Raw genomic sequence first — 13,698 nt, forward strand, 5'->3', positions numbered from 1 at the left:
GCGGGCAAGCCTCGCGCCTACGGGATCGTGATGATCTGTAGGAACGAGGCTTGCCCGCGAAGAACAGCAGACAATGCGACTGGCGGACTTAGTCTTCCAGCAGCTCTTCAGCCTGACCCAGGATGTTCTCCAGGGTGAAACCGAACTCTTCGAACAAGGCCGGCGCAGGCGCCGACTCGCCGTAGGTGGTCATGCCGATGACGCGACCTTCCAGGCCGACGTACTTGTACCAGTAGTCCGCGTGAGCGGCCTCGATGGCAATACGGGCGCTGACCTGCAGCGGCAGGACCGACTGCTTGTAACCGGCGTCCTGAGCATCGAACACGCTGGTGCATGGCATGGACACCACGCGCACCTTGCGGCCCTGCTCGGTCAGCTTGTCGAAAGCCTGCACCGCCAGACCGACTTCGGAACCGGTGGCGATCAGGATCAGCTCAGGCTCGCCTGCGCAGTCCTTGAGCACGTAGCCGCCGCGGCTGATTTCGGCGATCTGCACGGCATTGCGGGTCTGATGCTGCAGGTTCTGGCGGGAGAAGATCAGCGCCGAAGGACCGTCCTTGCGCTCGATCGCGTTTTTCCAGGCTACCGCCGATTCCACGGCATCGGCTGGACGCCAGGTGTCGAGGTTCGGGGTGCAGCGCAGGCTGGCGATCTGCTCGATCGGCTGGTGCGTCGGGCCGTCTTCGCCCAGACCGATGGAGTCGTGGGTGTAGACGTGGATCACGCGCTGCTTCATCAGGGCCGACATGCGTACTGCGTTGCGGGCGTATTCCATGAACATCAGGAAGGTCGCGCCGTAAGGCACCAGGCCGCCGTGCAGGGCCACGCCGTTCATGATGGCGGTCATGCCGAACTCGCGAACGCCGTAGTACATGTAGTTGCCGCTGGCGTCTTCAGCGCTGACACCCTTGCAGCCTTTCCACAGGGTCAGGTTGGAACCGGCCAGGTCGGCCGAACCGCCGAGGAACTCCGGCAGCAGCGGGCCGAACGCATTCAGGGCGTTCTGGCTGGCTTTACGGCTGGCGATGGTTTCGCCCTTGGCCGCGACTTCGGCGATGTAGGCATCGGCCTTCTCGGAGAAATCGGCCGGCAGGTCACCGCTCAGGCGGCGCACCAGTTCGTTGGCCAGCTCAGGGAATTCGGCGGAATAGGCGGAGAAACGCTGGTCCCACTCGGCTTCGACGGCGCGACCGGTTTCCTTGGCGTCCCACTCGGCGTAGATGTCGGCCGGGATTTCGAACGGGCCGTGGTTCCACTTCAGCGCGGCGCGGGTCAGGGCGATTTCCTCGGCACCCAGTGGCGCGCCGTGGCAGTCTTCCTTGCCCTGCTTGTTCGGCGAACCGAAACCGATGGTGGTCTTGCAGCAGATCAGGGTCGGCTGCTCGCTTTTGCGCGCGGTGTCGATCGCGGTCTTGATCTCTTCAGGGTCGTGACCGTCGACGTTGCGGATCACCTGCCAGTTGTAGGCTTCGAAACGCTTTGGCGTGTCGTCGGTGAACCAGCCTTCGACTTCGCCGTCGATGGAGATGCCGTTGTCATCGTAGAAGGCGATCAGCTTGCCCAGGCCCAGGGTGCCGGCCAGGGAAGCGACTTCATGGGAAACGCCTTCCATCATGCAGCCATCACCCAGGAACACGTAGGTGTGGTGGTCAACAACGTTGTGGCCGGGACGGTTGAACTGCGCCGCCAGGACCTTTTCCGCCAGGGCGAAGCCCACGGCGTTGGCCAGGCCTTGGCCCAGCGGGCCGGTGGTGGTCTCGACGCCCGGGGTGTAGCCGAATTCCGGGTGACCCGGAGTGCGGCTGTGCAGCTGGCGGAAGCTCTTCAGGTCGTCGATGGTGACGTCGTAGCCAGTCAGGTGCAGCAGCGAGTAGATCAGCATCGAGCCGTGGCCGTTGGACAGCACGAAGCGGTCACGGTCGGCGAAGGATGGATTGCTCGGGTTGTGCTTCAGGTAGTCACGCCAAAGTACTTCGGCGATATCCGCCATACCCATAGGGGCACCGGGATGGCCGCTGTTGGCTTTTTGCACGGCATCCATGCTGAGGGCACGAATGGCGTTGGCACGCTCACGACGGCTTGGCATCGCTGATCTCCTGAGGGTTATCTAAGTCGAGTTGAATAAAACGAATCGGAAAAAGGCGTGCATTTTCCCTCAGCCGGTAGGCCGGGGGCAATGACAGATAGTCACTCTAGAGCGTTTTTCCGGTCGATAAAGGTGCAATCGCCTGATGAAACCATTCCGCAGCTCGTCTGTAGAACACAGCGACCTGCGTTAAGTGCCATCTATCGAGCAATATCAAAACTTTTTGATATTGGTCTTGCGAGGTTGGGGGGGCATCACTAGACTGCTGGCCTTATGAATTTACGCGCGCCCTCCATGAGCCATGATGACTGCGACGAGCTGGCGGCCCTGTGCAAGGCCGGCGGCGATCCGCTGCGGCTGAATGTATTGCGCGCGCTGGCCAACGACTCGTTCGGCGTACTGGAACTGGCGCAGATCTTCGCCATCGGCCAGTCCGGCATGAGCCACCACCTGAAGGTCCTGGCCCAGGCCGGCCTGGTGGCGACCCGCCGCGAAGGCAATGCGATTTTCTACCGGCGCGCCCTGCCCCACACCGAACTGCTGGGCGGCAGGCTGCACGCCGCCCTGCTGGATGAAGTGGACAACCTGACGCTACCCGGCGAAGTGCAGTCGCGTATCGGCCTGGTGCACCGCCAGCGGGCGGCCGCCAGCCAGGACTTTTTCTCACGGGTCGCGGAGAAGTTTCGCGCCCAGCAGGACCTGATCGCAGGACTGCCCCAGTACCGCGAAAGCGTGCTGGCACTGCTCGACAAGCTCAACTTCACGGACACCGCCACGGCGATCGAAGTCGGCCCCGGGGATGGCAGTTTCCTGCCGGAACTGGCCCACCGCTTCACCCGGGTGACCGCGCTGGACAACAGCCCGGCCATGCTCGAACTGGCACGCCAGGTCTGTGAACGCGAAACGCTGGCTAACGTCAGCCTGCAACTGGCCGATGCATTGAATGGCGTGAGCCTGGCGGCCGATTGCGTGGTACTGAACATGGTCCTGCACCATTTCGCCGCGCCGGCCGATGCGCTGAAACGCCTGGCCGGCTTGCTGCAACCGGGCGGCAGCCTGTTAGTGACAGAGTTGTGCAGCCACAACCAGAGTTGGGCCAGGGAGGCCTGCGGTGATCTCTGGCTGGGGTTTGACCAGGACGATCTGGCCCGCTGGGCCACCGCTGCGGGACTGGTTCCCGGAGAAAGTCTGTATGTAGGTTTACGTAATGGTTTCCAGATCCAGGTCCGCCACTTTCAGCGACCGGCTGGCAACACTCACCATCGGTAAATTTTAGGAAACCGTCGAGATGAGCGAATACTCCCTTTTCACCTCCGAGTCCGTGTCTGAAGGGCATCCGGACAAAATCGCCGACCAGATTTCCGATGCGGTGCTGGACGCCATCATTGCCCAGGACAAGCACGCCCGCGTAGCGGTGGAAACCCTGGTCAAGACCGGCGTGGCCATCGTCGCCGGCGAAGTCACCACCTCGGCCTGGGTTGACCTGGAGCAGATCGTTCGTGACGTGATCACCGACATCGGCTACACCAGCTCCGACGTCGGTTTCGACGGCGCGACCTGCGGCGTGATGAACATCATCGGCAAGCAGTCCCCCGACATCAACCAGGGTGTCGACCGTGCCAAGCCTGAAGACCAGGGCGCCGGTGACCAGGGCCTGATGTTCGGCTACGCCAGCAACGAAACCGACGTGCTGATGCCGGCACCGATCACCTTCTCGCACCAACTGGTACAGCGCCAGGCCGAAGCCCGCAAGTCCGGCCTGCTGCCTTGGCTGCGTCCGGATGCCAAGTCCCAGGTCACCTGCCGCTATGAAGGCGGCAAGGTGGTCGGCATCGACGCCGTGGTCCTGTCGACCCAGCACAACCCTGACGTGTCGTACAAAGACCTGCGCGAAGGCGTGATGGAACTGATCGTCAAGCACGTGCTGCCGGCCGAACTGCTGTCCAAGGACACCCAGTTCCACATCAACCCGACTGGCCAGTTCATCATCGGCGGCCCGGTCGGCGACTGCGGCCTGACCGGTCGCAAGATCATCGTCGACAGCTACGGCGGCATGGCCCGTCACGGCGGCGGCGCGTTCTCCGGCAAGGACCCATCGAAGGTCGACCGTTCGGCCGCCTACGCCGGTCGTTACGTGGCCAAGAACATCGTCGCCGCCGGCCTGGCCGAGCGCTGCGAGATCCAGGTGTCCTACGCCATCGGCGTGGCGCAACCGACGTCGATCTCGCTGAACACCTTCGGCACCGGCAAGATCAGCGACGACAAGATCATCAAGCTGGTCCGCGAAATCTTCGACCTGCGCCCTTACGCGATCACCACCATGCTCGACCTGCTGCACCCGATGTACCGCGAAACCGCGGCCTACGGCCACTTCGGCCGTACCCCGCAAACCAAGACCGTGGGTGACGACACCTTCAGCACCTTCACTTGGGAAAAGACCGACCGCGCCGAAGCCCTGCGCGCCGCTGCCAGCCTGTAATCACGGCAGCACCCAAGCAGCCCCGCAAGGTTCGCCCTTGCGGGGCTTTTTTGTGGCTGCGATTCAGGCCAATTGCTGGCGAAAGAACCACTCACCACGCCTCCTCCCCCAAGCGGCAGAAACGGCCGGACACACTACGAATCAACAGCGGGGTGGATTGGTTGCCCCTTCCTCCCCACAGAGCTTGCTACCATTACCAGCTTCGGACGCGCCGCTCGGACGAGCCTTTGTTCCCGCGATCCGCAGGTCCCGGCCTGAAAAAAATTGCCTGCCGACGGAATGCAGCCCCCTTTACATCCGGCGGCGTTGAACCCCGGGGACGCAGATGGCTCAAACAGCCCATCGCCCCACTCCTGCTATTCATCTTTTCACATGGAGCCTTTATGAAATTTCTTGCACCGCTCACCCTTTTCGCCGCGTTCAGCCTGGCAACCCCAGCCCTGATGGCCGCCGAACAGACCCCGGAACTCACCGGTTGCGCCGCCAAGCGCCAGGCCATCAGTACCCAGATCGAACAGGCCAAGGCCCACGGCAACAGCGAGCAACAGGCTGGCCTGGAAAAAGCCCTGAGCGAAACCACCGCGAACTGCACCGACGCCTCGCTGAAAAAGGAACGCGAAAACAAGGTGCTGGAAGCCAAGCACGAAGTCAGTCGGCGTCAGACCGACCTGGACAAGGCCATGAAAAAAGGCGACGCCGAGAAGATCAACAAGCGCAAGGACAAGCTGGCCGAGTCCCGCAAGGAATTGCAGGAAGCCCTCGACGAACTGGACAAGTAAGTTCGAGCCGCCGCGGCAGATGTGCCTGCCGCAGCCACCTCAGGCGACGGGATCAGTGATCGCGAAACTCTTTATGGCAGGCACTGCAGGCATCTTCGACTTTCTGCACCGCCGGTCCCAGATTGCTGGCCCTGTACGGCTGGACCTTGCTGGCGACTACCAATTCACCGGTGGCCGCCTCGAGGGTACGGGCCAGTTCCTGGAAACGCGCCTGCTTCTGCCAGACATCGTCAGTCGCGCTGGTGTGCTCCTGCTCCTTGACCTGCGGGAAGTGCTTCCAGGGTTCGTGAGACAGGTTGTCCAGCTTGATCGCGCCTTCGGTAAAACGCGGGCCGTCGAAGGGGATACGCCCACGGAGCATGCCGCCCAGGTCTTCACCGGTCTTGAGCATCTGTTTGAAGATCGCCTTGCGCTGCCCCAGCGGGGAGTTCGGATCGACACCGCCGCAGGCGGACAACGTCAGGCAGGCCAGCAATACAACAGAGAGTCTTTTAAGAGTCATGGTGGCTTCGGGTCACGGGAAACGGCCGCCAGTATCCTCGCCTGCCCGGCAAAGACCAATAGCCCTATTAACAATATGGATTGCCTGAAGTTGCCATGCGCCCAGGCAAGCCACAAAGGAAGTACCCAATGAACACCCGTTTCAAACTGTGGCGTCGACACCTGGCCTGGGCCTTGCCGACCGCGATCCTGCTGGCCGGATGCAATGGCGGCGAAGTCGGCAAGCCCCCCCAACCCCACGCTATCGCCACCTATACCAGCACCAACTGGGAAGCCTTGCCCACTGTGTCCGACGACGACCTGCTGGCCGGCTTCGGCTCCTGGCGCAGCGCCTGCACTCGGCTGAAGGCCGACCCGGTATGGGGCCCGACCTGCGCGACGGCGGCCAACGTGCCGCTCACTGCCCTGGATGTCCGCAGCTTCCTCAAGGAACACCTGGACGTCTACGGCCTGCGCTCGGCCAGCGGCAGCAGCAACGGCCTGATCACCGGCTACTACGAACCTGTCTATCCGGGCAGCCTGACCCAGACCAAGACCGCGTCGGTACCGGTCTATGGCGTGCCGGAAGACATGATCATCGTCGCCCTTGACAGCATTTATCCCGAACTCAAGGGCAAGCGCCTGCGTGGCCGCCTCGAAGGCCGGGTGCTGAAACCCTATGACGATGCCGCGACCATCGAGACCAAGGGGGTCAAGGCGCCGGTGATCGCCTGGCTGACCGACCCGATGAACCTGCAGTTCCTGCAGATCCAGGGCTCAGGCCGCATCCAGCTGGAAGACGGGCGCCAGTTGCGCATCGGTTATGCCGATCAGAACGGTCACCCCTACCGCCCCATCGGCCGCTGGCTGGTGGATCAGGGCGAGTTGAAGAAAGAAGACGTGACCATGGGCACCATCGCCGCCTGGGCCAAGGCCAACCCCAATCGCATCCCGGAACTGCTGGGCAGCAACCCCAGCTACGTGTTCTTCAACCGCAACCCGGACAGCAACGAAGGCCCGCGCGGCTCGCTGAACGTACCGCTGACGTCCGGCTACAGCGTGGCGGTGGACCGCAAGGTGATTCCGCTGGGCAGCCTGCTGTGGCTCTCCACCACCCGGCCCGATGGCAGCAGCCTGATCCGCCCGGTGGCGGCGCAGGACACCGGTGGCGCGATCGCCGGCGAAGTTCGCGCCGACCTGTTCTGGGGCACCGGCGACGCGGCCGGGCAACTGGCGGGGGACATGAAACAGCAGGGTCAGATCTGGATGCTCTGGCCCAAGGGCGCCACGCTGCCGAAAGTGCCTGAAGTCACCGACAGCAAGTAACCCCGTGACTGCTGCCGCTTCGGCGAGAGGCGGCAGCCGCTACCAAAGCCGGTCAGATCGATACGAAAAAGAAGCTGGCAATCAGCGCCATGCCGACAAACCACACCAGCGAACGCAGGACCGCCCAGTCCGCCAGGTAGCAGATGATGTACAGCAGGCGGCTGGTGATGAACAGCACCGCCAGCACATCGATGGTCACCAGTTCGGCGACGTTGGCGACATGGGCAATGATCACCCCCGCCGCAAAGGCCGGGGTCACTTCAAAACTGTTGAGCTGTGCCGCTTGCGCCCGCCGGGGGAAACCCTCGAGGGTCTCGAGATAGGCCCGCGGGTCATGGTTCTGCCGCAGGCCAAAGTTGCCCCCGCTGAACTTGGCGATGCTGTTACACAGGTACGGCAGGAAGATGGCGATCAATACACACCAGAAAGCGACGGTCATGGCAGAGTCCTTTTTAAAGTCATGAGGGGAGCGGGGTCAGAACTTCATCACCAGCATGCCGATCAGCACCAGCCCACAAGCTAAGAGCCGAGGTCGACCGAAAGGTTCTTGCAGGTAACGCATGCCGAACAACACCACCAGGATCACGCTGATTTCCCGCAGCGCCGCCGCCTCGGCGATCGATCCCAGCTGCATGGCCCACAGCACCAGAGCGTAGCTGAACAATACGCAGAACCCGACACTCAACCCCAACTGCCATTGCTCGCGCCAGAACAGGGTGAAGGCCGCACGCTTGCGCAGCAGCGCCAGCAGCGGGAAGGGCCAGGCGCTGAGCAGCGTCACCCACACCAGGTAATCCAGCGGATGGGACCAGCGGCGCAGCGCCTGGCCGTCGATAAAGGTGTAGCAGCCGATGCACAGGCCGATCAGCGCCACCACCGGCAACATCGACCACGGCAGGCGATCGCCGCCACCGCCCTGCCACAGCAGGCACAGCATGCCGAAAGGGATCAACAGGATGCCGAGGATCTGCTGGGGGCTGAGCACCTCGCCCGCGAAAATCAGGGTCAAGGCCAGCACCACCAGGGGCGAAAGGCCGCGCATCAATGGATAGACCAGGCCCAGGTCGCCGACCCGATAGGCCTGGATCAACAGGTAGCGGTAGAACAATTCGAAAACCGCCGACGCCAGGATCCACGGCCAGATCTCCAGCGGCGGCCACTCGACGAACCCCAGCATCAGCGCCACGAACAGCAAGCCGACGCTGTCCATGCAGGCCACCACCAACAACCGCTCGCCGCTGAACTTGATCAGGGTATTCCACGCCGCATGCAGCAGCGCCGCCACCAGAACCAGAGTTGTCGCCAGCACCTCACACTCCCTGTTTGCTACAAGAGAATCGATTCACCTAGGCGCAACGGCTGTCTATACTGACGCCGACCACGCCGCACTCATGTTGCGCATATACCTATTCCAATATTTTTTGCTGCTGCCCGATCCGCCGGACCCGATCCGATGGAGGAGCAAAGCCGGCATGCGTATGCCTGACCAGGGCGTCAAGACTACAGACAGAGAACCCTCGCATGCCACTCGCCTTGCTCGCACTGGCTGTTGCCGCCTTCGGCATCGGTACCACTGAATTCGTCATCATGGGCCTGCTGCCCGATGTCGCCCGCGACCTGTCCGTCAGCATTCCCCATGCCGGCCTGCTGATTACCGGTTACGCCCTGGGCGTGGTGTTCGGCGCGCCGATCCTCGCCGTCGGCACCGCCAACATGCCACGCAAGGCCACGTTGCTGGGTATGACCCTAATGTTCATCCTCGGCAATGTGCTCTGCGCGCTGGCGCCGAACTACGCCACGCTGATGGCCGCGCGGGTGATCACCGCGCTGTGCCACGGCGCGTTTTTCGGCATCGGCTCGGTGGTTGCCGCCAGCCTGGTGGCGCCGAACAAGCGCGCCCAGGCGATCGCCATGATGTTCACCGGCCTGACCCTGGCCAATGTGCTCGGCGTGCCGCTGGGCACGGCGCTGGGGCAATACGCCGGCTGGCGCTCGACCTTCTGGGCGGTGTCGGTGATCGGAGTGATCGCCGCCATTGCCCAGTGGCTCTGGCTGCCCCGGCACATCGCCATGGACAAGGCCAACCTGGCCAGCGAGTTCAAGGTCCTGGGCAAGACCAACGTGCTGCTGGCCCTGGGCATGAGTGTGCTGGCGTCCACCAGCCTGTTCAGCGTCTTCACCTATATCGCGCCGATCCTGCAGGACGTCACCGGCGTCAGCCCCCATGGCGTGACCATCATGTTGCTGCTGTTCGGCGTCGGCCTGACGGCCGGCAGCATGCTCGGCGGCCGCCTGGCCGACAGCCGCCTGCTGCCGTCGCTGGTGGCCATGGCGCTGGCCGTGGTGCTGGTGCTGGCCGCGTTCAGCCAGACCAGCCACCTGCTGATTCCGGCGGCGATCACTTTGCTGTTGTGGGGGATTTTCGCCTTCGCCCTGTGCCCGATCCTGCAACTGCTGATCATCGACCAGGCCCATGAGGCACCCAACCTGGGCTCGACCCTGAACCAGAGCGCCTTCAACCTGGGCAACGCCGCCGGCGCCTGGATCGGCGGCCTGGTGGTGGCCAGCGGCGCCGACCTGGCCGACCTGCCGTGGACCGGCGCGCTGGTCGGCGGACTGACGGTGCTGACCGCGCTGCTGTTCATTCACCTGCAACGTCGCCAGGCGGCCGCGGTCAATGTATCCGGCTGAGCCCCGACGAGCGCGCGACTGACCGACAGTCGCCTGCAGGTCCCCAGGCTGGCAGCCGGCTCACCGCCAGAAGAATCTGAACTTTCCTTGTCGGTGTGCCCCGGGCCGCCAGCGGCCCATCAAACCCATGCCCGATGGCTTTCGGGCTTTCTTTTCACGTTTCTATCCAAGGGACTCCGGATGCTTGAACTCGTTGCCGCCTTCATCTGCCTGACCACCCTGCTCACCTACGTCAACTTCCGCTTCATCGGCCTGCCGCCGACCATCGGTGTGATGGTCACCGCCCTGCTGTTTTCCCTGCTGCTGCAAGGCTTGAGCTTCCTCGGCTATCCCGGCCTGGAAGAGCACGTGCAACAGCTGATCGGCCAGATCGACTTCGGCGACCTGCTGATGAACTGGATGCTGTCGTTCCTGCTGTTCGCCGGCGCCTTGCACGTCAACCTCAACGACCTGCGCAGCTACCGCTGGCCCATCGGCCTGCTGGCCACGGTCGGCGTGCTGATCGCCACGTTCGTCATCGGTAGCCTGGCCTACTGGATCTTCGGCCTGTTCGGCTGGCACGTGAGCTTCCTCTATTGCCTGCTGTTCGGTGCCCTGATCTCGCCGACCGACCCGATCGCGGTGCTCGGCGTGCTGCGTACCGCCAACGCGTCGAAGCCACTGAAAACCACCATCGTCGGCGAATCGCTGTTCAACGACGGCACCGCGGTGGTGGTGTTCACCGTGCTGCTGGGTATCGCCCAGCTCGGCGAAACCCCGACCATCGGCGCCACCGCCCTGCTGTTTGCCCATGAGGCCATCGGCGGCGTGGTGTTCGGCGGGCTGATCGGCTACCTGGTGTACCTGATGATCAAGAGCATCGAGCAGCACCAGATCGAGGTGATGCTGACCCTGGCCCTGGTGATCGGCGGCTCGGCGATGGCCAGCGAACTGCACGTCTCGGCACCGATCGCGATGGTGGTGGCGGGCCTGATCATCGGCAACCTGGGGCGCAACCTGGCGATGAACGACATGACCCGGCGTTACCTGGACGGTTTCTGGGAACTGCTCGACGACATGCTCAACGCCCTGTTGTTCGCCCTGATCGGCATGGAGCTGTTGCTGCTGCCGTTCAACTGGCTGCACTTGCTGGCCGCGAGCCTGCTGGCGGTGGCGATCGTGCTGTCGCGCCTGCTCACCGTGGCCCCGGCCATCGTCCTGCTACGCCGCTGGCGCAGCGTGCCGCGCGGCACCATCCGGGTACTGACCTGGGGCGGCCTGCGCGGCGGGGTTTCGGTGGCGCTGGCGCTGGCCCTGCCATTGGGCCCGGAGCGCGACCTGGTGCTGAGCATCACCTACATCGTGGTGCTGTCGTCGATCCTCCTGCAGGGCCTGACCATCGGCAAGCTGGTGCGCCATGTCACCAAGGATGCGCCGGCCGCCGAGCAGGAGGCTCACTGACAACCTGCATCTGTAGGAGTGAAGCTTGCTCGCGATTGGGCCGTCCAGACACCGCGCTGCCTCAAGCAGATCGCGGCGCCTGGCAGCTCTGATCGCGAGCAATCGAGCGTCGACCGGTTGCTCCTACAAAGGGTATGGCGCGAAGTTCAGGCGATGGGCTCGTCGTCCTTGAACTGATCCTTCACGTATTTGATTTCGGTACGACCGTGGGGAGCCGGCAAGCCGTCCTCGCCCAGGTTGACGAAGACCATCTTCTCGACGGTGAGGATGCTTTTGCGGGTGATCTTGTTGCGCACTTCACAGGTCAGGGTGATCGAGGTGCGGCCGAATTCGGTGGCGGTGATACCCAGTTCGATGATGTCGCCCTGGCGCGAGGCGCTGACGAAATTGATTTCGGAAATGTACTTGGTGACCACGCGCTGGTTGCCCAGCTGGACGATGGCGTAGATAGCGGCTTCTTCGTCGATCCAGCGCAACAGGCTGCCGCCGAACAGCGTGCCGTTGGGGTTGAGGTCTTCGGGTTTTACCCATTTGCGGGTGTGGAAATTCATACTCACTCCTGACCGTCTTGCCGATTGATGCCGGCATCATGGCAGACCCCGGCGCAGAGCTCTATTGGGCTTCTACTATGGTCGCGATTACCGTTCGAACATCGTCCGACAGAAATCCTTGGGAAGTCGCAAGCAGACAGCTATAATCGCCCCCGTTTCAAAACGGTAACGATCACCTGATACCGTTTTCCCGCCACCTGTCCGAGGGGCGCTGCAGCAGGCTAAGCCTGTCAGGCTCGGATGGGGCGTTGTCTGGCCGTGATGGTTCGGTCAGTCACTAAACGCACAACGGCGCCCATTCGCATACTTACGAATGGAGGCTCTTCATGAGCGCTGTAATCACGCCTGCAGATTTTACCGACTACAAAGTCGCCGACATGTCCCTGGCCGCCTGGGGCCGTCGTGAAACCATCATCGCCGAATCGGAAATGCCGGCCCTGATGGGTCTGCGTCGCAAGTACGCCGCTGAACAACCGCTCAAGGGCGCGAAGATTCTCGGCTGCATCCACATGACCATCCAGACTGCCGTGCTGATCGAAACCCTGGTTGCCCTGGGTGCCGAAGTACGCTGGTCGTCCTGCAACATCTTCTCGACCCAGGACCAGGCCGCTGCCTCCATCGCCGCTGCCGGTATCCCGGTATTCGCCTGGAAAGGCGAGACCGAGCAAGAGTACGAGTGGTGCCTGGAGCAGACCATCCTCAAGGATGGCAAGCCTTGGGACGCCAACATGATCCTCGACGACGGCGGCGACCTGACCGAGCTGCTGCACAAGAAGTACCCGCAGGTGCTGGATCGCGTCCACGGCGTGACCGAAGAAACCACCACTGGCGTGCACCGCCTGCTGGACATGCTGGCCAAGGGCGAACTGAAGATCCCGGCCATCAACGTCAACGACTCGGTGACCAAGAGCAAGAACGACAACAAGTACGGCTGCCGTCACAGCCTGAACGATGCGATCAAGCGCGGTACCGACCACCTGCTGTCCGGCAAGCAAGCGCTGGTCATCGGTTACGGTGACGTGGGCAAGGGCTCGGCCCAGTCCCTGCGTCAGGAAGGCATGATCGTCAAGGTTTCCGAAGTCGACCCGATCTGCGCCATGCAAGCCTGCATGGACGGTTTCGAACTGGTTTCGCCGTTCATCGACGGTATCAACACCGGCACCGAAGCAAGCATCGACAAGGCCCTGCTGGGCAAGATCGACCTGATCGTGACCACCACCGGTAACGTCAATGTTTGCGACGCGAACATGCTCAAGGCCCTGAAGAAGCGCGCCGTTGTCTGCAACATCGGTCACTTCGACAACGAAATCGACACCGCTTTCATGCGCAAGAACTGGGCATGGGAAGAAGTGAAGCCACAGGTGCACAAGGTTCACCGTACCGGTCCAGGCGCTTTCGACGCCCAGAACGACGACTACCTGATCCTGCTGGCCGAAGGCCGCCTGGTGAACCTGGGCAACGCCACCGGTCACCCAAGCCGCATCATGGACGGTTCGTTCGCCAACCAGGTACTGGCGCAGATCTTCCTGTTCGGCCAGAAGTACGCCGACCTGTCGCCAGCCCAGAAAGCCGAGCGCCTGACCGTTGAAGTACTGCCGAAGAAACTCGACGAAGAAGTGGCCCTGGAAATGGTCCGCGGCTTCGGTGGCGTGGTCACTCAACTGACCAAGCAACAGGCTGACTACATCGGCGTCACCGTCGAAGGCCCGTTCAAGCCACACGCTTACCGCTACTAAGAGCAGTTGCAAGCCTTGAGCTTCAAGCGACAAGCAAAGGCCACAAGCCGTGCTTGCCGCTCGAAGCTTTCGGCTTCGTCCCTATTTGCTTAAACAGTTTCAAGCAGCCCGTTCCAGGCACAAGAGCTGA

The 13,698-nt window shown here is 62.8% G+C and carries 12 protein-coding genes and 1 riboswitch; of the genes, 7 read left to right on the forward strand and 5 right to left on the reverse strand.

All coding sequences use genetic code 11. The features are described 5' to 3' along the window. Positions 1-88 precede the first annotated feature (88 nt). Positions 89-2,086, reverse strand: a complete 1,998-nt coding sequence (gene tkt / locus J4D52_RS19905) for a transketolase (RefSeq protein ID WP_053281235.1) — start codon at positions 2,084-2,086, stop codon at positions 89-91. 273 nt (positions 2,087-2,359) lie between these two features. On the opposite strand from tkt, the gene J4D52_RS19910 reads away from it, so the two are divergent. The 3 genes from J4D52_RS19910 to J4D52_RS19920 all read left to right on the forward strand — a co-directional run bounded on the left by J4D52_RS19910 (position 2,360) and on the right by J4D52_RS19920 (position 5,344). Then, entirely contained in the window at positions 2,360-3,355 is a 996-nt protein-coding gene (locus J4D52_RS19910) for a metalloregulator ArsR/SmtB family transcription factor (RefSeq protein WP_063433274.1), read from the forward strand. A gap of 19 nt (positions 3,356-3,374) precedes the next feature. Further along, complete coding sequence (gene metK, locus J4D52_RS19915; RefSeq protein WP_025807234.1) at positions 3,375-4,565, forward strand: methionine adenosyltransferase; 1,191 nt, start codon at positions 3,375-3,377, stop codon at positions 4,563-4,565. A 383-nt stretch (positions 4,566-4,948) separates the two neighbouring features. Beyond that, the gene (locus J4D52_RS19920) at positions 4,949-5,344 is read left to right on the forward strand and encodes a DUF1090 domain-containing protein (protein WP_063433275.1); all 396 of its coding nucleotides are present in this window, start codon (positions 4,949-4,951) and stop codon (positions 5,342-5,344) included. A 52-nt stretch (positions 5,345-5,396) separates the two neighbouring features. Here J4D52_RS19920 and J4D52_RS19925 read toward each other — a convergent pair whose 3' ends face one another. Then, the gene (locus J4D52_RS19925) at positions 5,397-5,846 is read right to left on the reverse strand and encodes a cytochrome c (RefSeq protein WP_063433276.1); all 450 of its coding nucleotides are present in this window, start codon (positions 5,844-5,846) and stop codon (positions 5,397-5,399) included. 128 nt (positions 5,847-5,974) lie between these two features. On the opposite strand from J4D52_RS19925, the gene J4D52_RS19930 reads away from it, so the two are divergent. After that, positions 5,975-7,150 (forward strand): murein transglycosylase A, encoded by a 1,176-nt coding sequence (locus tag J4D52_RS19930; protein WP_063433277.1) that lies wholly within the window; start codon positions 5,975-5,977, stop codon positions 7,148-7,150. A gap of 52 nt (positions 7,151-7,202) precedes the next feature. Here J4D52_RS19930 and J4D52_RS19935 read toward each other — a convergent pair whose 3' ends face one another. Both J4D52_RS19935 and J4D52_RS19940 read right to left on the reverse strand, forming a co-directional pair. Next, a complete protein-coding gene (locus tag J4D52_RS19935; protein WP_025807229.1) occupies positions 7,203-7,589 on the reverse strand; it encodes an MAPEG family protein in 387 nt (128 codons plus the stop codon). 36 nt (positions 7,590-7,625) lie between these two features. Next, the gene (locus J4D52_RS19940) at positions 7,626-8,459 is read right to left on the reverse strand and encodes an EamA family transporter (RefSeq protein WP_063433278.1); all 834 of its coding nucleotides are present in this window, start codon (positions 8,457-8,459) and stop codon (positions 7,626-7,628) included. Positions 8,460-8,671: 212 nt separating this feature from the next. Here J4D52_RS19940 and J4D52_RS19945 point away from each other — a divergent pair, with 212 nt between their 5' ends. Together J4D52_RS19945 and J4D52_RS19950 are read left to right on the forward strand one after the other, a co-directional pair. After that, a complete protein-coding gene (locus J4D52_RS19945) occupies positions 8,672-9,841 on the forward strand; it encodes an MFS transporter (RefSeq protein WP_053270111.1) in 1,170 nt (389 codons plus the stop codon). Positions 9,842-10,021: 180 nt separating this feature from the next. Further along, positions 10,022-11,281 (forward strand): sodium:proton antiporter, encoded by a 1,260-nt coding sequence (locus J4D52_RS19950; RefSeq protein ID WP_063433279.1) that lies wholly within the window; start codon positions 10,022-10,024, stop codon positions 11,279-11,281. Positions 11,282-11,427: 146 nt separating this feature from the next. On the opposite strand, the gene J4D52_RS19955 is transcribed toward J4D52_RS19950, so the two are convergent. Beyond that, positions 11,428-11,832, reverse strand: coding sequence for an acyl-CoA thioesterase (locus J4D52_RS19955; protein WP_063433280.1), 405 nt, complete (start codon positions 11,830-11,832; stop codon positions 11,428-11,430). A gap of 197 nt (positions 11,833-12,029) precedes the next feature. Continuing rightward, positions 12,030-12,136, forward strand: a riboswitch (S-adenosyl-L-homocysteine riboswitch). A gap of 22 nt (positions 12,137-12,158) precedes the next feature. Here J4D52_RS19955 and ahcY point away from each other — a divergent pair. Then, positions 12,159-13,568, forward strand: a complete 1,410-nt coding sequence (gene ahcY / locus J4D52_RS19960) for an adenosylhomocysteinase (protein WP_009045993.1) — start codon at positions 12,159-12,161, stop codon at positions 13,566-13,568. Positions 13,569-13,698: the final 130 nt, after the last annotated feature.

The sequence above is a fragment of the Pseudomonas sp. GW460-12-10-14-TSB1 genome, assembly GCF_017349775.1.
Lineage (GTDB): Bacteria > Pseudomonadota > Gammaproteobacteria > Pseudomonadales > Pseudomonadaceae > Aquipseudomonas > Aquipseudomonas piscium.

Excerpts from the sequence above, each read along its gene's own strand:
- J4D52_RS19910 (WP_063433274.1), top strand. The coding sequence starts at position 2,360 with ATGAATTTACGCGCGCCCTCCATGAGCCATGATGACTGCGACGAGCTG.
- J4D52_RS19955 (WP_063433280.1), bottom strand. The coding sequence starts at position 11,832 with ATGAATTTCCACACCCGCAAATGGGTAAAACCCGAAGACCTCAACCCC.
- J4D52_RS19930 (WP_063433277.1), top strand. The coding sequence starts at position 5,975 with ATGAACACCCGTTTCAAACTGTGGCGTCGACACCTGGCCTGGGCCTTG.
- tkt (WP_053281235.1), bottom strand. The coding sequence starts at position 2,086 with ATGCCAAGCCGTCGTGAGCGTGCCAACGCCATTCGTGCCCTCAGCATG.
- J4D52_RS19920 (WP_063433275.1), top strand. The coding sequence starts at position 4,949 with ATGAAATTTCTTGCACCGCTCACCCTTTTCGCCGCGTTCAGCCTGGCA.
- ahcY (WP_009045993.1), top strand. The coding sequence starts at position 12,159 with ATGAGCGCTGTAATCACGCCTGCAGATTTTACCGACTACAAAGTCGCC.
- J4D52_RS19935 (WP_025807229.1), bottom strand. The coding sequence starts at position 7,589 with ATGACCGTCGCTTTCTGGTGTGTATTGATCGCCATCTTCCTGCCGTAC.
- metK (WP_025807234.1), top strand. The coding sequence starts at position 3,375 with ATGAGCGAATACTCCCTTTTCACCTCCGAGTCCGTGTCTGAAGGGCAT.
- J4D52_RS19950 (WP_063433279.1), top strand. The coding sequence starts at position 10,022 with ATGCTTGAACTCGTTGCCGCCTTCATCTGCCTGACCACCCTGCTCACC.
- J4D52_RS19925 (WP_063433276.1), bottom strand. The coding sequence starts at position 5,846 with ATGACTCTTAAAAGACTCTCTGTTGTATTGCTGGCCTGCCTGACGTTG.
- J4D52_RS19945 (WP_053270111.1), top strand. The coding sequence starts at position 8,672 with ATGCCACTCGCCTTGCTCGCACTGGCTGTTGCCGCCTTCGGCATCGGT.